Here is a 19,280-nt window from a genome sequence, read left to right on the forward strand (position 1 = left end):
TAACTCGCGAATTTAGTTACGTCCTGCCATCACACCACCATCAATATCCCAAATTGCGCCAGTTACCCAACTCGCATCATCGGATAACAAAAAGCATACGCTATTTGCCACATCGGCAGGAGTGCCGACTCGTCCAATTGGATGAAAAGCATCAAAGCTTGCAAGCACTTGGTCTCGCTCTTCCTTTGGAATAAAAGCGTTATAGATTGGCGTATTCACCACCGCGGGTGAAACCGCATTAACGCGAATATGCTTGTCCGCCAGTTCCATCGCTAAGTGTTGGGTTAATGCGTGTAACCCGGCTTTTGCCATTGAATATGCCGACGAAGGCGTGGCTTTAACCGCTTGTTTTGCCCACATAGAACCTATGTTCACTATACTACCACCGCCCGCATCGATCATCTTGAGGGTGACAGCCTGCGTGATGGTAAATAGCGCTTTATTTAACCCCATATACAGTTCGTAATCCGCTTCAGTGTGGTCAATAAAGGATTTGGGATTGAAATAACCCGCCGCATTGACTAGGTAGCCGACCTTATGCTCAAGTTGGTTAATGTGTGTAATGAGCCGATTAAGATCCGCAGCTTGGTAAAGGTTGGCTTGAAAACCTTCAATCTGTAATTCAGGCGTTGCACATGCCTGTTTAAGTGCCGAGACGGCGGCGGTGAGTTTTTCTTGCTGATTACCCACGATAAGCACTGATACGCCTTGCTTGGCCAGTTGTTTTGCGGTTTCAAAACCGATGCCGCTGCTACCACCGATAATAATGGCGAGATTTGAGGTATTAAATTGCATTTGCTACTCCTAAGTATTATCAAGGTGGTAATCTTAGGGATTCAATAACTATATGAACAGTAAGTACAAATTGGTTAGGCAGGTACTTTTGGGTACATCTTTATGAATAACAATGAAAAAATAATTTCACGCAAATCGCCCCCAGAGCGCTCAGCCCGAATGGTCGAGACGATTTATGGCTGTAAATGGTCATTAACGGTTTATCAGTTGTTGGCAAATGGGATCCAAAGGCCTGGAGAAATGGTGCGTTCGGTTGAGGGACTCTCCACTAAGGTATTGAATCAATGTTTAAAAAAGAACATTGAATTTGGCATCTTAGATAAAATTATTTATAACGAATTACCGCCGCGGGTCGAATATCAGGTAACTGAGTTTGGTCAAAAGTTTCTGCATATTTTGGATGAACTCGAAAAATTGCAGCAAGAAATCGATGGATAATGCGTGGGATTTCAGCTTGGCTGTGTCGATACGCTAAATTAAGGTCATTAACTATATTCTGATCCCGCGCTATTTGATGGGCGGTGATGGGGGCGAAATGTTTACTCAGATAGGACGAGAAGGCGGCTGTTTATGCGGAGCAATTCGTTATCGGATTGAGGGTAAGCCCTTCGACGCCGATTATTGCCATTGCCGCATGTGCCAAAAAAGCATTGGGGCCGTGTTTGGTGCTTGGATGGATTTTAAGGTTCAACAAGTGACTTGGCTTAAGGGCAAAGTGACTGAGTTTGCCTCATCAGAATATGTAAGACGTGGTTTTTGTGCCCAGTGCGGCTGTTCACTGACTTTTAGGCACACTGAGTATCCCGATTATCTCACCCTAACGATTGCCAGCTTAGATGATCCTAATTCAGTGCAGCCTAATTACCATATTTATACTGAGCAGCAGCCGAGCTGGCTTAAGATTGAGGATAACTGCCAGCGTTACCCTCAAGCCCGCACTAAGTAAGTTGTGCATGAGGCCAGTTAGGGAGCAATCAAATCCAGTGCGTTAACATCCGCTGCGGATAAACCAAATAGCGCGAGATAACTCACCAGGTTGGTTTGTTCGCCGGTTGGCGATAACCCATTGACGGCATTTAGAATTGTGCGCTGCGCCTTACGTTCCATCATCAGCTCAACATCGAGCATTTGCTGGTATTCTTCTTCATTCAGGCTGGCCTTGGCGAGACGGCGCAAACGGCGATAGGGCGTAAGAAACTTTTCGTCCCACTCCCAAACAGCATTCACCAGCTGTTGCCATTGTTCGGTCGTATACTGTCGCGGACCCGCCACATCAAGCGTGAGATCTAAATATTGCGCCAGCAATAGTAAATTCACGTTCACTTGATTGTTATCCTGTAGCTCAAGGCAAAGCTGTTTATTTTGCCCGTAGCTCATATCACACCAATGCCAAATTTGGCTGTCTAGCGGGGTTGCATCCGACATACGGCTTCCTTGTATGTTAGGCGATAGAGGGCAATTACTGCCCCATTAGCTCAAGTTCCATTGCATCTATTTCTTCTTGTAACTCAAGCCATTGCATTTCACTTTCTTCTAGCGCCTGTGTCAAGCTGGTACGCTCACTGAGTACCGAAGTTAGCTTGGCTTTGTTGTCTTGATCATATAATTCGCTATCGGCCAGCAAATGCTCCAGCTCGGCGAGACGCTCACTGAGCTTTTGCTGATCGGTTTCAAGCTTCGCCTGTTTGCGTTTAAGGGGTGACACTTTTTGGCGTAGCTCGGCTTCTAATCGCTTTTGCTGTTTCTTATCGACCGCAGGTTTTGTGTCATCGCTGTTAGCCGCTTGGTTGGCACTGGTGGCTTTCGCTGCGTCGAGTAACCATTGGTGGTAATCTTCAAGATCGCCATCGAAGGCTTTTACTTCACCTTGGTCAACCAGATAATAATCGCTACAGGTTAAGCGCAGTAAGTGACGGTCGTGCGATACGATAACCATTGCACCTTCAAAGGTTTGCAATGCCATGGTAAGCGCATGGCGCATCTCTAGATCTAAGTGGTTGGTGGGTTCGTCGAGCAGCAATAGGTTAGGACGCTGCCACACTAATAGGGCCAACACTAAACGGGCTTTCTCGCCACCGGAGAAGGGACGAACCGGCGAGAGCGCCATATCGCCATGGAAGCCAAAACCACCGAGGAAGTTACGTAACTCCTGCTCACGGGCATTTGGCGCTAGGCGCACCAGATGTTGCAGCGGCGTATCGTCTAGGCGTAAAAATTCGATTTGGTGCTGGGCAAAGTAACCGATATTCAGGCCGGGATTTGGCTCATACAATCCAGTCATCGGTGACAGTTGTCCCGATAACAGTTTGATTAATGTCGATTTACCCGCGCCGTTGCGCCCTAAGAGGCCGATACGGGCGCCGGGCACTAAGTTTAAATGCACTTTGCTAAGGATTTGCTTATCGCCATAGCCCACTGCCACTTGTTCCATTTTAATCAATGGATTGGGCAGGGCTTCAGGTGGGCGAAACTCCATATAAAACGGGCTATCGGCCTGGGATGGCAACAGTTCAGTCATTCTTTCCAGCGCCTTTAAGCGGCTCTGCGCTTGCTTGGCTTTACTGGCCTTGTAGCGGAAGCGGTCGACGAAGGACTGCATATGCGCCCGTTCTTTTTGTTGGCGCTCATAGGCGACCTGTTGCTGCGCCATACGTTCGGCACGGATGCGCTCAAAGGCACTGTAGTTGCCTTTGTAATAATTGAGTTTTTGATTCTCAACATGGACGATTTCATCGACAATCTCGTCGATAAAATCCCTATCGTGGCTGATTAAAATCAGCGTGCCTTGATAGGACTTAATCCACCCTTCGAGCCAGTACATGGTATCTAAGTCTAAGTGGTTGGTCGGTTCGTCGAGCAGCAGTAAGTCGGAGCGGCACAGCAGCGCTTGGGCAAGGTTGAGGCGCATCCGCCAACCGCCCGAAAAGCTTTTCACTGGGTTGTTTTGCTCGGTTTCGCTAAAGCCTAAACCTGCCAGCAAGGCACCTGCGCGGGCACGAATGGCGTAGCCGCCAATGGCATCGATTTTTCCGTGCAAGGTGGCAATGGCATGGCCATCATTGTGTTCTTGCGCGATATGCAAATCGGCCTCAAGCTGGCGATATTCTTTATCACCATCAAGTACATACTCAAGTGCCGAGACTTCCAGCGCGGGCGTTTCTTGAGCTACGGTGGCGATTTGCCAACCCGAAGGCATACTAAACTCGCCTTTGTCTAAGCTCAGGTGACCCATAATTAATGCCAGCAGTGAGGACTTACCCGTGCCATTGGCGCCGACTAGGCCGACCTTATGGCCGGGATAGATGGTCAAAGAGGCTTCGTCGAGCAGGGTTTTGCTGCCACGGATTAATTGCGCTTGGTTGATGCTGATCATTAACTACAACTTGGTCATATCATGAATGAGTAAGGGCTGTGATGATAACGTACAAGCCGATGGCAAACCACAACTTAGGCCGAGTTGCTGAGGATTTCTTGCACTTTTTACTTCTTATTTTTGGCGAATGTTGTGGCGGCTTTTAGGGCGCTCTTAGGATGAGTGGCAAAGCGAGTGTACGGCCGATTTGGCAAATCCTTCTTAAGTGAATCCCGCAAGATGCTTACACCTACTCATATTTTATGGCATCACAACTTGGTTTAAAGGCTGGCAATAGCTGGGCACTGTGGCAAAATAGCCGCCAATTTCAGGCTCACGCTTTCGGTTTTGCAAGCGAAGCGTAGTCATCTTCTGATTCAACTGAGCTGGTCTGTGCATTAAAGGTATTAGCATGACAACCAAAATCAAAAAGCGCTTCGTTGCTGGCGCAAAATGCCCAAAATGTGGCGCCAAGGACAGCATTCTGCTGTTTAAAGAAAACGGTATCGAAACCGTAGAATGCACCGACTGTGATTACCGCGAACAGCAAACCGATGTCAAAGTCACCGAAAAAGCCACAGGTGCCGTGATTGGGGTGTTTAAGCCTGACTAGGCTTGGTGTTGCTTTGCCTGTTAGTTTTAAAGCTGGATTTCAAAAGTCTCTCCAACTCGCTGTACAGGATTGTCATTGTTTCCCCTGTGGCACGCCACCCTTTTATTTCACAAGAAGCCTCCCAGAGGGCTCGACGGCGGCATCTGTAACACATGGAAGTGTAAATGCCGCGATCACATGGCCAATGATGTTCCCAACATCATAGTGGCATTTCCCATATCCCTATGGGTCAGATGTGAAAGAGTGGCCTTGCCGCCAACGGTCACAGTTACAACAATGCCAATCTTTACGATTATTGTACTGCTCATCTGGCTAAATGCTTTTGCACCAAAGCTGGCTAGCATTCATTTAGTGAATTGAAAACTAACGAATGAATTGCCCTGCAAAATCTCATCTAGTTACCTATGTTTGGCCCTACCGCGAAGTGGCTAATAATATATGGCTATACAGTCATATTTAAATTTAGATATTTTGGTGTGATTTTAAGACAATATCAGTGCGCATTAATTCCATCCGAAATAAATAAAATTCTTTAAAATCAGTTGAATATAGTAACTAAATCTTAGTTAATAGGTTTGGAAAACGCGTATGCGCGTTTTTCCAGATGGTGTATTTTATAGAAAGCTGATAACTTCTGCATAAACAGATAGTTAACTTTGCGCATTTTTACTGGTCTAACGTGATAAACGCGCATACGCACTAATAAAATGTCATGTGAATGGAGTAATCAATGAGTCAACAGATAAACACTGATTTCTATAATTTCATTTCCAAAAAATTTTCAAAAAAACACAAACACACTTGTTTCTATCCCGATTGTGAAGAGAAAGCCATTAACTCTCATACAATATCGAAGCAGTTTTCACTTAGCCACTTAGCTGTCGACGGTAAATTAGTCACCCCCATTTCACTAAGAAATGATACTAACGAGAGAAAAGATATTGTTTTTAAAGAAAAAGGAATTAATGACGCAACAACCTTTAAAGGCTTTTGTAAAGAACATGACGATTTGTTTTCTACGGTCGATCAAAACGGAATAATTACAATTAGAGATATATTCCTGCAAATATACCGTTCACTGAGTAAAGAGTCTTTTGAACACGAAATATATAAAGAAGGTGAGTTAACTGCATTTAAAAATGAGTTTTTATTTGACTCAAGTCATGAAAACAGAAAAGTAATGAGCACGTCGAAATTGCTCATGCTTTTTTATGATTTACTGTTAGATTTCCCTGAGGCAGACCAGAGAATTAGTGGTTATAACGGTAATTCTGTCACATTAAAGCCTTTTTCAGAAGCTGTAGATTTGGACGTTACTATAATATACAAGAATATAAAATTTAATGTTCCAGTCGCTTTGCACAACAAAGTACAGTTAGTATTTAAAAACACATACTGTGATAATTTCATATTCCTCATACCTTATAAGGAAAGCGCTGACTTAATTATACTTTCTCATAACAATTACGTTGAACATTATCTCTACAATCTAAGTACCGATATAAAAACATTGAACTTCATAGAGTCATCAATGATGATGGATGGAGAATGGTGGATTTCTCCTAGAGTTTTTGACTCTTGGTCTAATGAAAGAAAACAAGTACTTCAAGAAGATTTTAGATATTTCACAGAACGATCATTTTTAGAAGACTATGATATGTCGATTTTTGACTCTGTAAGACTTCAATTATGCGAAAGTTTGAATAAGGATCAAAAGGAAGAAGAAATAAAAAAAATAGACACCATCCCATCAAGGCTAGCTCCTGAAGCAAGAGAAAATCTTTTACAAGAAAAGTTAATTTCAGATATATCTAAGATAAAATTCACATAACAAGTAAATCCAGGTGACGCCTACGGCTCACCTGATTTAGGCGTTAGCCCATAGAGATTTTCATCCGAGAATGACGAGTTAGAGTTAATAACCTAACTCATTTTTGTCCCTTTGTTTTTTACGTACATATCGCAAATGGGTAGTTAAAATTGGCATTGGGGCACCAGTGACCGTTGGCGACAGGGCAGCTCATTCACATCAATGTGATCGTTGCATTAGTGCATCCTGTACAGCAGATGTCGTCGTCGAACCTATAGGGACACTTTTTGTGAAAGAATAGGACGGCGTGTCACTGGGGAGATAATGGCAATTACTTTTACATTTTCGACCAACAGTACTCCGCCTTGTTCAAGACTATTTTCATTCATTTACTCTCTCTAAAAGTAAGTTTTTGAAGAATTAAGTTGGGCCAATATATATTTTGCTCTAACACCAACCATTCTATTTTTTAGAATAATCCAAGCGTGATTTCGCGTTATTCTTTTGCAAATTTCCTTGTTATTCTGCCTCCATTAGCATTGCCACTGTTTCACGCGGTCACTTCTAAGCCAAGTGATCGTGAGTGCACTGGCTAATGCCTTACGAGTTAGGAGCATAAAATGAAAGTCTTAGGTCAGTTTTCTGCTAAACCTGCGATGGATGGCGATGGGGTGAATATTCGCCGTGTGGCGGACTTTATCACGACCCATTTTGATCCGTTTTTGATGATGGATGAGATTAAATCCGATGATAAACAGGATTTTATCGGTGGCTTTCCGCCGCATCCGCACCGTGGAATGGAGACCTTTACTTACATACGCAAGGGCGGGTTTGAGCATCGCGATCAGATGGGTAACGTCAAAGCGATTCGTGCTGGCGATGTGCAGTGGATGAGCACGGGTTACGGCGTGGTGCATTCCGAAATGCCGCTGGCCGATGCGCTTAATGGTCTGCATGGCTTCCAAATTTGGGTCAATATGCCTGCCAAGGACAAACTGCGCCCCGCGACTTATCAAGATACGGCTTCAACCCCTAGTGTTGAAACCTCGAACGACACAGGCGCAACCCTTAAAGCCTTGGCGGGGGATTGGGCATTTGCGGGTAAGAGTACAATCAGTGCCACCATCCAAGGATTAGCGGGCGAAGCGGCGATTGCCGACTTGATGATAAATGCTAATGGTGAGGCGCAGCTCGATTTATCCAAGCATGAGTTTGCCGCCCTCTATCTTTACCAAGGTGGCTTGAGTAAGGGCGAAGGCTCGCAGTTTTCATTCAATGAAGGCCAGTTTTTAGTGCTCGATAGCCAAACACCATTGCAGCTTAAGGCCGATGAACGCGGTGCGGGCATGCTACTGTTTGTGGGTAAACCGATTCGCGAAAAAATTGTCCAAATGGGCCCCTTTGTGATGAACACCCAAGCGGAGATTCAACAGGCGATTCGCGATTATCAAGAGGGTCGCTTTGGCAGCATCGCCTAAGTCTCCCTGTTTTTAAATATTGACTCCTTGCTTGAAAAACACTGCTAGTACAAAGCTTGTTTTTCCGTAGTCACAGCCACCAAGCCCTGCCAATGCAGGGCTTTTTGTTGGCGCACTTCTGATTAATGACTCTCTTTAAAGCAGGCAATAAAGCCTGCTTTGGTGGTTAAGCGAAAGACTTCAGGAAAAGGGCGCGCTTTATTGCTACAATAGCCTAGCTTTGGGATGGCGCGGATAAGACTGAACACGGCAAGTTGCCGACTTAGCCTTATTACGTGAGTGGCGTAGCTTATTTAAAGAGCTAGTTTAAAAGCATAAGTTAAAGGCTTAGTTAACTTAACCGCCAGAAATAAAGACCTAAACAAATGGCTAAACGCCCCGAAGCGATAAGCGTATTTAATCAGTAACACTATGCAATTTCAGTGACTTGCCTGAGTTTATGCCAGCGCGGGTTACCCACCACAGGATATTCGCCTTGAGCAATTCAGACACTCAGCCTTCAATGGCTTTCTCGACTCTTAAGCTAAAACCCGAACTGCTTGAGAACCTTACCACTATGGGCTATCACGAAATGACGCCAATTCAGGCGCAGAGTCTGCCAGCCATTTTAGCGGGTGAGGATGTGATTGGTCAGGGCAAGACGGGTTCGGGTAAAACGGCGGCTTTCGGTTTAGGTCTGCTGAACAAATTAGATGTGAAGCGTTTTCGCATTCAAACCTTAGTGCTGTGTCCAACCCGCGAACTGGCTGACCAAGTGGCGCAGGAGATCCGCACACTGGCGCGTGGTATTCACAACGTAAAAGTGCTCACTCTTTGCGGTGGCGTGCCCATGGGGCCGCAAATCGGTTCGCTCGAGCATGGCGCCCACATTATTGTCGGTACACCGGGGCGGATTGTCGATCACTTAGAGCGTAACCGTTTAGACCTAAGCAACCTGAATATGCTCGTGCTGGACGAAGCCGACCGTATGCTGGAAATGGGCTTCCAACCCCAGCTCGATGCGATTATCGAGCAGTCGCCACGCGAGCGCCAAACGTTGCTGTTTAGTGCAACCTTCCCCGAGCAAATTCAGTCGATTGCCAAGCAAATTATGTATGACCCAGTGATGGTGAAAGTGGCCGTGACCCACGAAAAGAGCACCATCGAGCAGCATTTCTACCACTTGGATGACGACAATGCGCGTATGCAGGCGCTGCAATTATTGCTGCTGGATCGTAAGCCCGAGAGCGCTGTGGTGTTTTGTAATACCAAGCGCGAAACCCAAAAAGTGGCCGATGAACTCAGCGATTTAGGCTTTAGCGTTATCGCCCTACATGGGGATTTAGAGCAGCGTGACCGGGATGAAACCCTGCTGCAATTTGCTAACAAGAGTGCCTGTGTGTTGGTGGCAACCGATGTGGCCGCCCGTGGCCTCGATATCGACGCGCTGGACGCGGTATTTAACTACCACGTGGCCTATGATACCGAAGTGCATATTCACCGTATTGGCCGTACCGGCCGTGCGGGCAGTAAGGGCGCGGCTTTTACCTTCTTTAACGATCAAGATGGCTACAAAATTGCGTTATTAGAAGAGTACTTAGAGCGCGATATTCAGAGCGAAGCCTTGCCATCATTAAGTTTGCTCGGCACTGCGCCCAATGCGCCAACCATGATCACCCTGCAAATCGATGGAGGTAAAAAAGAGAAACTTCGCCCCGGCGACATCCTCGGTGCCCTCACTGGAGAGAATGGTATCGAAGGTTCGCAGGTTGGCAAAATCCTTGTGACCGATTATCGCGCCTATGTGGCGGTGAATCGCAAAGTCGCTAAAAAGGCGCTGAGCAAAATCACCAGCGGCCGCATTAAGGGTAAGTCCTACCGCGCGTGGTTAATGAAATAACCTGCAGTTAAGTGAATAAAAAGCGAAGCCAAATGGCTTCGCTTTTTGGTTTATGGTCTGGGATTAGAAGTTATAGGTGACTCCCAGCATCAGGTTGCGCCCCATTAACGGCGCATAATCCTTGAGTAGGGAAGTATGGGGGCGGGCCTCCTGATTAAGCAGGTTGGTACCTTTGAGATAAACCAAAATATCGCCGCTTGAGGTGTACCAGCGATAAGTTGCTGCGGCGTTCACTAGGGCATAGCCTGCGGTTTCGGTCTCATTGTCGGCGGTGTCGGTTTGGCGGGCATAGCCTATGGCGCCTAACTCTGCGTGCCACTGCTGCAGATCGAAGTTTAATGTCGAGCCGACACGCATCGGCGATATTTGCGGTAAGTTGCCACCATCGACGAGTTTGCCGCGGGTGTAGTCGCTAAAGAGCCCGAGTGACCAGAGATCATTAAATGGAATCGTTGCCTGCGCCTCGATGGAATAAAGATCCGCATCGCCTTGAGTATATTGATAAACCGGCATATCGCCTTCTTCATCGCTGTTGACCAGATCCGAGGCAACCAGTCCAGTGTTGCGCTCATAGTAGAAGTTGTTGACTCGGTTATAGGCGAGGCTGAGTGAACCTGTCCATGCGCCGTCCAGCTTACGCAGCGTGAGGTCGATATTATTGGCGATTTCCTTATCGTTACTGCCGCTGTTGGCAACGATTTGGCCATTCTCTAGGCTAAATTGCGACCCTAACTCAAAGCTTTGAGTGGCATCGTGTGGCCCGTAGCTGTAAAGCTCTTCGGCGGTGGCCGAGCGTTCGGCGCGGGTGAGTGATAGACCCAGATTGTATGATGGGCTAAAGTCCCACACCACGCCCGCAGACAGCGTCACATTATTATCAGTTAAATCATTAGGTTGATACTCTTGTTCACCATTAAGCGTGTCGAGTTGCATGCTATCGGGCGCGAGGCGGTAATGCTCTAGGCGACCGCCGAGTTCAAAACGAAAATCCCCCAGCTTACGTTCTTGCACGATAAAGGCGGCGAGAGTGTCCGTTTTACTGTCGGGAGTCAGTGCTTCGTCGCCTTCCACCGCAAAGTCACGGTGCACTGCATGCAGCCCAAGAGTACCTTGCCATTCGCCCCAAGGATGATTGTTTAGGCTTAAACGTGCTTCGCTCTGCTTGTTGAAAAAGGTGGTGCCAGCAACACCATCTTCTTCCTCGGCGTGTTGATAATCGCTATAAGCTGCGTCGAATTTTAACTTACTAAAACCAACAAAGGGGTCGAGTAGCCCGCTGTGTAACTGCCAAGCGGTTTTTTGTAAGTCGATGGTGATATTGGGTGCATCGGCCTCACCACGGCTGGGGATGCCGTAGTTGGATTCGGTGCGCGCGCCGGAGATGCTAACAAAACCCGAATCCCCCGTATAGCCAACGCCTGCGGCGTAATCATCGAGTTTGAGTTGGCTATTGGCTAAGGTACCGTGGGTGGTCGGCATATCGGCAATGGCATTACCGGGAATGTCGACATCCTCGGTTTTTCTGTGGGTGCCATCCAGATGCCAGTTGAACTGGCCATTACCCCCGTTGAGTTCGGCATTGTAGGTTTGGCCATGATTGGCGCTGTCATAGCGAGCGCCAAAGTGCCCTGTCACTTCATCGATTGGGGTTTCGCTGTAGCGGCTATCGACCACATTCACGACACCGCCGATGGCGCCATTACCATAGAGTAGGGTGCCCGGACCGCGAAGAATTTCAATCTGCTGCGCTGAGGCGGCCTCGGAGGTCACGGCATGGTCCGCCGATACGGTAGAGGCATCGCCAACCGACAGGCCATTTTCAAGTACTTGTACTCTGGGGCCGCCCATGCCGCGGATAATCGGCCGACTGGCACCCGCACCAAAGTGAGAAGCCTGTACGCCGGGGAGTTTTTCTAAGGTGTCGCCCAAGGTGGGTTCAGTGTTGAGCTTGAGTTGATCCTCGGTCAATACGCTGATGGGCGTGGTGCTTTCGAGGGCTGAGCGGGCGAGGGGCGAGGCGGTTACCACGATATTTTCCATCGGGGTTTGGCTCAGCGTCACATCTTGAATGAGCAAACCAGTCTTTGAACTAATCTCTTGATCGCTATGTTTAAAATTCGCATGACTCACGTGTAGGTGCAGGTGACTATTATCGGCAATCTTGAGTTGATACTGGCCTTGGGTATCCGTAGTCGTGCTGTTACCGCCGTCAACACTGACGCGGGCATTGGCGAGCGCGTTACCTTGTTGATCAGTGACTTGGCCTTGAAGCTCTGCGGCCATAGCCGATGAACACATGCTCGCGACTGCAAGCGCTATTGAAGATAGTGCAAGTTTCATTGTGCCTTTCCTTGTAGATAAGCAAAAAATTAATTTTTAAGTTTTTGAATTTGCTTTCTAAAAGGGAGGGGCGCGCACATCAACATGGCGGATGTGGGCTAAGTTAGGGGCTTGATAGGCGGTGGTGGCACGATGATTGGCATGTTGCAGATCCAGTGGTAGCACGGGCATAGATGCCGGACTTGCACAGGTATCGTGGCCAAAATCGCAGACAATACAATGGGTGTGTTCATGTTCCAGACTGTGTTCGGTGTAATGGGTCAGCGCAAAGCACTGGGTAACCAGTAGCCATACACTGAGCAGCAACCAAGGCCACTTTTTATGAGTCCGAAATTGATGATAAGCCATTATTGTTATTGGTTAAGGTTCAGCCGTTAGTCTTATCGGGAAGCACATATCCCTGTTGAAATAAGCTAAAGCGTGCGCTATGTCAGGCAACCTAGGTCGCTGATGCAGGCCAATTCGCTTTAGCCTTATCTAATTCACCAACTGAACATAAGTGATTTACATTGACCGAGTCTAATTAACTTTTGATCATAAAGTGGTTCAGTGGCAATCCAAGGTAAAAATCGCTTGTTGGCAATGGCGGCACTTAAACTTGTAGATGGCCGGGTTGCCACCCTTTTGGTAGCTAGATAAGATTTTTTGCCATAGGTCATGACTTTGCAGGTATTCGGCTAAAAAGTCTTCTAAAGCTTCGCCCTGTAAGGCTTGTAAATCGGCGAGTTCGGCATCGCCATGAAACTCGCAGGCATCATTACAGTGGGATTGCCAGACTTCCTGTTGCCAGGAGACATACCCCGGCGTTCTTTCCGCCACTTCCTTCACTATGGCGATATCTAGCCCCGCTTCGAGCAGGGGATAATCGTCGACAAAATGGCCATTAAATTTGTCTGCGGCGCTACCATCGGCAACGCACCAAGGGCAGATAGCTTCAACATTGTCCCAGCAATACATTCCTGAGCTGCAGATAAATCCCCGTGCTTGGCCGCAGCATTCGCAGGTTGCATCGCTTGAGATCACGGCGCCAGTATTGAGAGGGTTGGGATGGTAGGTAAACTGAGGGAAATCCATTTCAACTCCTAAGTGAAGAATAACGCAATTAAATAGCCAAGCGATTATTATCAAGCTGCGTGGTTAATTCAATCGTTTATTCAATGAGATAAGCACTTATCTGGTACTCGCAGCGCCACATAGTTAACGCTTATTCTGTTTTTTTACTTGGCTATCTGCTTGGTCTTTGCACTGTTATTGGCATCTTTTTGCCATGGGATGATTAGGGCTCAATTGCAATAAATCCCAACGGTTGCCATAGAGATCTTCAAATACGGCAACTGTGCCGTAATCCTGCACCTGCGGCTCACGAATAAAGCGGATCCCAATGGACTGCATATAGTGATAATCGCGCCAAAAATCATCGGTATTTAAGAACAGAAACACGCGGCCGCCAGCTTGATTACCGATAAAGGGTTCTTACTCCGATTTAGAGGCCTTGGCTAACAATAAGGCGGTGCCACTGGAATTGGGCGGGGCTACCACGACCCAACGTTTATCTTGCTCGGGCTGATAGCTGTCTTCAATCAACTCGAATTTGAGTTTATTAACGTAAAAATCAATCGCCTCATCGTAATCTCTTACAACGAGTGCGATATGGACAATGGCTTGTTTCATGTTAGATCCTAGAGGTTAAGTCCCAACCGTATAGGCTTTGGGGGACGATAGATAGGGTTATGACATGGAAGGTAACGATATCTTGAGCAGATAGCGTGCTATTCATCAATTTAACGACTCCCTGTGCGGGAGAAAGCTGTTATCGCCTTAATTCAACAATCAATTCAATGAGTGGAATTTAGCACACTTGCTTGCAGGATACTCCTTGATAGAGTCTTGTTAGTGAGCACTTAGTCGTCTTTGCTCTATTTATGCATAATCACTGCATAAGTGTACTTTTGCTTACATAAATAACAGCCAAATTGCTGCAAAGATAGCCCTGAAGTCCGCATATTCTAACAAATTGCTGTAAAATGTAGCGCCAAATAACCATTAGAAATGTGAATTAAATAGGCATGCGTATTCATTGGTTTTTCGTATTAATGCTGAGCATTGTTTCCTGTACCTCAGCCGCGTCCGACATTGCGAGCAGTGTCAGTGGTGTCGCTAATCGTTTCGACGATGGTGGTAATTTTGAGTTGGGATTAAGTGTTTATGGCATCAATCAAGTTGATGTTCGTCAAACCGATGCTGGCACAGCGCAGTTGTCACTGTTGGTCAGTGGTATGTATCAGTACAAGGGGCTTTTTATTGAGATGATCCACCAGTCTCAGGATGGGGTGAATCTTGGCATTAATCTGTGGAGCTCTGAGGATTGGTCTTTAGAGTTATTGCTGGCTAACTTACAGGGGTCTTGGTCCCGTCCTGATATTGATCCCCGCACACTCGATGAAGCTGGTCGGAATGCTTATTTGTTATCTGAAGATTCGCTCTATATCGGTGCCGGATTTCGTGCAACGCGTTATTGGGGCGATAACTATGTCTTTCAGTATCGATTAGTGTCTGATTATTATGATGATCAGGGCATTCAGAGTTCTGCTAGATTGGGTAAGTCGTGGCTGGTTCGTAATTGGAATTTTCACCTACTAGGAAGCATAGGTTACTCTTCTGCGACCTTGAATCGCTATCTTTTTGGTGTAAGCAAAGAAGAAGCGACGGAACGCTTTCCCGAATATCGTCCGAGTAGTTCATTTAATTATGGGGTTGAACTTGGCGTTGCCTACCCTCTGAGCGAGAGCTTAGTTTTTCGAGCTATGTATCGCTTAAACCTGTTGTCCAGTGAAGTGACCGACAGTCCTTTTAATCAAGCAGGTTATACATCGTATTTTAATGCCTCAATCAGTTATGTGTTTTAGGGAGGAGGCATGAAGCGATTTTATCTATGGTTAGTGTTGCTCAATGCACCTCTCTTCGCTTGGGGCCAAGATGATGCGGTGATTTTTACTGCTACTCCAGAGCGTTGTATTGCGCTCCATAAAGGACAAACTTGCTATCAGGATGTTCTGTTTCGATGGCAGACCCCTACGAGTGGTGAGTATTGCCTTATTCTGACAGATCGTCAGCAACAGCTAACATGCTGGAGTGGCAAAACGTTACAAGAATACCAATATAGTTTTGAGGGCGATAAAACCGCGACTTTTAGTTTGATCCGAAATGATGACGTGCGGCCGCTTGCCCAAGTCAAAGTGGTGGTCACATGGGTCTATAAAGCACCCAAACAGAGTCAATCTGGCTGGAGGTTATTCTAGTATGACAGTCGGTAAACACATTTTAGTCGTCGAAGATGATATCTCGCTCGCGGAGTGGATAAGTGATTATTTATTGGAGCATGGCTATCTAGTCACTGTCGCTAGCCAAGGTGACTTTGCTTTAGAAATGATAGCTGAAGATACGCCTGACCTAGTCTTACTCGATGTCATGATGCCCGTTAAGAATGGTTTTGATGTATGTAAAGAAGCGAGGACGTTTTATTCAGGGCCGATTTTATTTATGACGGCTTGTGTAGAAGATGGTGATGAAATCCGTGGTTTAGATGCTGGAGCCGATGATTACCTCACAAAACCGATTCGACCTCAGGTGCTGTTAGCGCGTATAAAAGCCTTGCTGCGCCGAGTCAGTGATGAAGAACAAAAACAGCAATTAGTCTTCGGTTCTATGGTACTCAATGCGACGGCAAAATCGGTTGTTATTGATAAGCGGCCATTGGATTTGAATGCCAATGAATTTGATGTGTTGTGGCTGTTAGCATCGAAGGCGGGAACCATTGTCAGTCGTAATGAGTTGGTGGCTCAGTTGCGGGGCTTTGAATATGATGGCTTAGATCGTTCGGTGGATATTCGGGTTTCCCGTTTGCGCAAAAAATTGCAGGAAGCAGCAAACCTACCTTACAAGGTTAAAACGATTCGTGGTAAGGGATACCTTTTCTGCCATGACGGCGCCGCAGAGCGTGTTTTATGAAGAAGTTAATGACTTCTCTGGTATTAGTCGTTCTGGTTTCTATTGCAAGTTTAGGTTGGTCTATAACTGAGTTTGCTAACCTCTTAGACCCTGAAAATGAAACGCAAAGTGCTATAACTCACCTCGCTGCATTAAAGCGGTTGGGGAGTACTTTGGCTAAAACATTAGATGAAGATAGTGCCATTCAAACTGGTTTTATCGAAAATTGGAACCGACTTAATTCAGAGCAATTGTCTTTAATAAGCGAAGCCGATTTTGTCTTACCCTCAGCACTTAAAACTGCGTTTGATTCAGGAGAGTCGCTGCTACTGGATTCAGACGAGGGTATTTCTTTGCATTATTTACTGCCTAAAACTAGGCAAGTGTTGAATATTAATACTGATATTGTGGCGCCAAGTGATGTTAGTTTTACCTTAAATAAGCTGTACACCATACTTTTTTATAGCGGCTTAGTCGTGATTTTGTTGGTTTGGGTTTCTCCTCTAATCCGTCAACTAGTGAATCTCAGTGAGGCAACCCAAGCGTTGGGTATGGGAGATTTACAGCAGAGAATCCCTGTTAAAAAAACATCGTATATAGGCATAATTGAAACTGAATTCAACCGTATGGCTGATCGCATTCAGCAACTCATTGATGACAACAAGTTACTTAGTCGGGCGGTTTCTCACGACTTAAAAACCCCAATAGCGAGGCTCAGGTTTGGTATTGAAGCCTTGGAAGAAACCCAAAATGAACAGCTTAGAGTAAAGTATTTCCAGCGTTTGAATCGTGATTTGGATACGATGGAAGACTTGGTGATGACACTACTGAGTTACGCCCGTCTTGATGAGGCTAACATCCAGCCAGAATGGCAATCGATTGAGTTGAATGCGTGGTTAGCTGAAAAGTATCAAGGCCAATCATTTTCAGGATTTTCAGTGGAATTGTTTCCCTATTCGACACCAATTAACGTCAAAATTGATCCTAAATACTTATCCATGCAGGTGAATAATTTATTCAGTAATGCGCTACGTTTTGGCCAAGCACAAATTAGGCTGAGCATCACTGTAGAGCAAAACAATGCTTGGTTGCATGTTGACGATGATGGGCCGGGGATTGATGAGCAAGAGTCTACTCAAGTGATCAAACCTTTTGTGCGTGGGTTGCATAGTCGCGGAAATGCGGGTCATGGTATGGGGTTAGCTATTGTCGATAGAATTGGTCGTTGGATGGACGTGCCACTGTGTATCGGACGCGCTCCTGAGCTGGGTGGGGCACGTATGTCACTCAAATTTAAGATTGAACGATAGCTGCGTCGCGTTTAATCCTCCACTTCAACATAATTCCCGTCTTTGTTAGTGAGCTATCAAAGACGGGAAGTCATTCGGGCGTGTTGACGTTTCAGGGTTATTTTTGCAGCAATGTGGCTAGCTTAAGAGCCGCTCGTCATTTGAGTAGAATAACCACACATCATTCCTCGTTTCGCGAGTACGTGCTTGCCAGAACGAACAACATCTAATCTCGAAACGTCAACACGCCCTAGTCATTAACTTTTTACATCAACATTATTGAGGATGTAATCCGTATCGTAGATGCGAGAATCGGTATTCTCAGGCTTGTTATGCAAACCTGTCACTTCGACCATCACGGAGGTTTCCTGATTCATTGTTGACGTTCCCCACAAGAGATCCTTACTTGCGGTTGCACCTACCCCAAATTGGCCAATGGCATCACGATCTGTTTGCTCATGGGTAAATGTAAAGTAGCGATAACCTGCCTGCTTACATAACTCTGCCGATTTACGCATAACGTATTTACGGGCTAATGCGCGGTCAGTATGAGTATTGCCTACAAAACTGATCTGCCAGCTATCGGGAGCAATTTGTACGGTTTCAAATCCTTTACCGAATGACCAAAATTGTTTTTCGGTATCGTAGGAAGTGGCGCAAGCGGAAAGCATTAGGGCTAAACCTGCGCATAAAAGCGTTTTTTTGATTGATATCATGGCCTTGCCTCAAAATTTTACTCAAAAACTATAGTTCACACCTAAGGTGGTCACCCACTGGTTACGGCTATCAATAAGCGGAGAGTCAGCCATATTGGCACCCAAGTGCGAATAACCTGTAGCCTGTGTAATGTCTAAATGTTTAGTGACAGGAATGACTAAGGTGTAACCCAGTTTGTAGGCGAAGGTGCCATCGGCCTGATAAGCTGAGCGTTGTGCTGTGGCTTCGGATGACTTGACGCCTGTGTAGTAGTTTGCAAAGTCTTTACTGAAGTAATGCACTCCTGCATAAGGAACCAGGTCCGCAAAACCAAGATTGATAGGGTGGTAATAGGTGATATCAGCCTGAAAACCATCATAAACATTGGTCACATCGTGTTGGAATTTGGTTGATAGCGTACCCACACCTAAATGAATGTCAGCGTTTAAGCCCAAATCTCCGCTGAATTTGCGATCTTTCATGCCCGCTAGAATATCAGCATCATCTGCATCAAACCCTGGGTTAGCAACCGCAAATACGCTGAAATTGATAGCACTATCATTTGTTCCTAAAAAGCGATAGTTAATTCCGGACAGATCGGCGTTGAAGTCCTCACCATGGTAGCCTCCATTGAAGTAGGCACCCGTTTGGTGATCTTGTCCTTTGTAAAACTTGCTGCCAGTTGCGACACCAACTCCTGCAAAAAACTGATTTTGATGGCTATAAACATTACCGTTACGAATGTAAGTATTGCTCTCTGCAAAAGCATGGCTAGACATCAAAACACTTGTGATAACAAAGCAAAGTTTCTTCATTTTCTATCCTTAAAATTTCTGTCGAGTGGTAGTGCGAGCACTATATTTCAGTTTCTAAAAGGACTTTGTATCCGTATGTAACCTAGGTGTTTAACCTTAAGGTCAATTGCATGATAGAAGTTAGGAACCTTGCTCTTGAGGTGCTTTAACGCGGGGTTATTTTGTGGTGGCAATAAAATTACGCACAAGCGTCAAACACTTGCTGGGGAAATGATGCGGGAGAATA

18 protein-coding genes and 1 pseudogene are annotated in these 19,280 nt (G+C 46.0%); 10 read left to right on the forward strand and 9 right to left on the reverse strand.

Annotation, left to right across the window (positions count from 1 at the left end; genetic code table 11):
- Window positions 1-12: 12 nt before the first annotated feature.
- Window positions 13-795, reverse strand: coding sequence for an SDR family NAD(P)-dependent oxidoreductase (locus tag EYR25_RS10410; RefSeq protein WP_133179924.1), 783 nt, complete (start codon window positions 793-795; stop codon window positions 13-15).
- A 102-nt stretch (window positions 796-897) separates the two neighbouring features.
- Here EYR25_RS10410 and EYR25_RS10415 point away from each other — a divergent pair, with 102 nt between their 5' ends.
- Window positions 898-1,233, forward strand: a complete 336-nt coding sequence (locus EYR25_RS10415) for a winged helix-turn-helix transcriptional regulator (RefSeq protein ID WP_023266941.1) — start codon at window positions 898-900, stop codon at window positions 1,231-1,233.
- Between the two features lie 97 nt (window positions 1,234-1,330).
- Window positions 1,331-1,741 carry a GFA family protein gene (locus tag EYR25_RS10420; protein WP_039978046.1) on the forward strand — a complete coding sequence of 137 codons (411 nt, stop codon included), beginning with the start codon at window positions 1,331-1,333 and terminating at the stop codon, window positions 1,739-1,741.
- Window positions 1,742-1,758: 17 nt separating this feature from the next.
- Here the strand turns inward: EYR25_RS10420 and EYR25_RS10425 are convergent, their stop codons facing one another.
- Window positions 1,759-2,220 carry a DUF2390 domain-containing protein gene (locus EYR25_RS10425; RefSeq protein WP_133179926.1) on the reverse strand — a complete coding sequence of 154 codons (462 nt, stop codon included), beginning with the start codon at window positions 2,218-2,220 and terminating at the stop codon, window positions 1,759-1,761.
- Window positions 2,221-2,254: 34 nt separating this feature from the next.
- Window positions 2,255-4,168, reverse strand: a complete 1,914-nt coding sequence (locus tag EYR25_RS10430; RefSeq protein WP_133179929.1) for an ABC transporter ATP-binding protein — start codon at window positions 4,166-4,168, stop codon at window positions 2,255-2,257.
- A 391-nt stretch (window positions 4,169-4,559) separates the two neighbouring features.
- Between EYR25_RS10430 and EYR25_RS10435 the strand changes: the two genes are divergently transcribed.
- The 4 genes from EYR25_RS10435 to dbpA all read left to right on the forward strand — a co-directional run bounded on the left by EYR25_RS10435 (window position 4,560) and on the right by dbpA (window position 9,927).
- Window positions 4,560-4,760, forward strand: coding sequence for a YheV family putative zinc ribbon protein (locus tag EYR25_RS10435; RefSeq protein WP_011621538.1), 201 nt, complete (start codon window positions 4,560-4,562; stop codon window positions 4,758-4,760).
- A gap of 730 nt (window positions 4,761-5,490) precedes the next feature.
- Window positions 5,491-6,591: a hypothetical protein gene (locus tag EYR25_RS10440; RefSeq protein ID WP_133179931.1), complete on the forward strand. Its 1,101-nt coding sequence runs from the start codon at window positions 5,491-5,493 to the stop codon at window positions 6,589-6,591.
- 599 nt (window positions 6,592-7,190) lie between these two features.
- Window positions 7,191-8,048 (forward strand): pirin family protein, encoded by an 858-nt coding sequence (locus tag EYR25_RS10445; RefSeq protein ID WP_133179933.1) that lies wholly within the window; start codon window positions 7,191-7,193, stop codon window positions 8,046-8,048.
- 502 nt (window positions 8,049-8,550) lie between these two features.
- The gene (gene dbpA / locus EYR25_RS10450) at window positions 8,551-9,927 is read left to right on the forward strand and encodes an ATP-dependent RNA helicase DbpA (protein WP_133182819.1); all 1,377 of its coding nucleotides are present in this window, start codon (window positions 8,551-8,553) and stop codon (window positions 9,925-9,927) included.
- Between the two features lie 63 nt (window positions 9,928-9,990).
- Here the strand turns inward: dbpA and EYR25_RS10455 are convergent, their stop codons facing one another.
- From EYR25_RS10455 to EYR25_RS10470, 4 genes and pseudogenes are all read right to left on the reverse strand, one after another.
- Entirely contained in the window at window positions 9,991-12,267 is a 2,277-nt protein-coding gene (locus EYR25_RS10455) for a TonB-dependent receptor (protein ID WP_133179935.1), read from the reverse strand.
- A gap of 57 nt (window positions 12,268-12,324) precedes the next feature.
- Window positions 12,325-12,573, reverse strand: a complete 249-nt coding sequence (locus EYR25_RS10460; protein ID WP_235056932.1) for a hypothetical protein — start codon at window positions 12,571-12,573, stop codon at window positions 12,325-12,327.
- A gap of 240 nt (window positions 12,574-12,813) precedes the next feature.
- Window positions 12,814-13,341 carry a CbrC family protein gene (locus EYR25_RS10465; protein WP_133179937.1) on the reverse strand — a complete coding sequence of 176 codons (528 nt, stop codon included), beginning with the start codon at window positions 13,339-13,341 and terminating at the stop codon, window positions 12,814-12,816.
- A 174-nt stretch (window positions 13,342-13,515) separates the two neighbouring features.
- A pseudogene (locus tag EYR25_RS10470) lies at window positions 13,516-13,938 on the reverse strand (VOC family protein).
- A 395-nt stretch (window positions 13,939-14,333) separates the two neighbouring features.
- Here EYR25_RS10470 and EYR25_RS10475 point away from each other — a divergent pair.
- Genes EYR25_RS10475 through EYR25_RS10490 form a run of 4 tightly spaced genes read left to right on the forward strand, consistent with a single transcriptional unit; the run spans window position 14,334 to window position 17,564 of the window.
- Window positions 14,334-15,173 (forward strand): MipA/OmpV family protein, encoded by an 840-nt coding sequence (locus EYR25_RS10475; protein ID WP_133179939.1) that lies wholly within the window; start codon window positions 14,334-14,336, stop codon window positions 15,171-15,173.
- 9 nt (window positions 15,174-15,182) lie between these two features.
- Window positions 15,183-15,566 carry a DUF3019 domain-containing protein gene (locus EYR25_RS10480; RefSeq protein ID WP_023265855.1) on the forward strand — a complete coding sequence of 128 codons (384 nt, stop codon included), beginning with the start codon at window positions 15,183-15,185 and terminating at the stop codon, window positions 15,564-15,566.
- Window position 15,567: 1 nt separating this feature from the next.
- Window positions 15,568-16,275, forward strand: a complete 708-nt coding sequence (locus EYR25_RS10485) for a response regulator (RefSeq protein WP_133179941.1) — start codon at window positions 15,568-15,570, stop codon at window positions 16,273-16,275.
- On the forward strand, window positions 16,272-17,564 hold the full coding sequence (locus EYR25_RS10490; protein WP_023265857.1) for an ATP-binding protein: 1,293 nt from the start codon (window positions 16,272-16,274) through the stop codon (window positions 17,562-17,564). The genes EYR25_RS10485 and EYR25_RS10490 overlap by 4 nt, the downstream gene beginning before the upstream one ends.
- Window positions 17,565-17,800: 236 nt before the next feature.
- Here EYR25_RS10490 and EYR25_RS10495 read toward each other — a convergent pair whose 3' ends face one another.
- Window positions 17,801-18,259, reverse strand: coding sequence for a CC0125/CC1285 family lipoprotein (locus EYR25_RS10495; protein ID WP_023265858.1), 459 nt, complete (start codon window positions 18,257-18,259; stop codon window positions 17,801-17,803).
- Window positions 18,260-18,280: 21 nt separating this feature from the next.
- A complete protein-coding gene (ompV, locus tag EYR25_RS10500) occupies window positions 18,281-19,054 on the reverse strand; it encodes an outer membrane protein OmpV (RefSeq protein WP_133179943.1) in 774 nt (257 codons plus the stop codon).
- Window positions 19,055-19,280: the final 226 nt, after the last annotated feature.

It is taken from the genome of Shewanella decolorationis (genome assembly GCF_004354305.1).
GTDB lineage: Bacteria > Pseudomonadota > Gammaproteobacteria > Enterobacterales > Shewanellaceae > Shewanella > Shewanella decolorationis.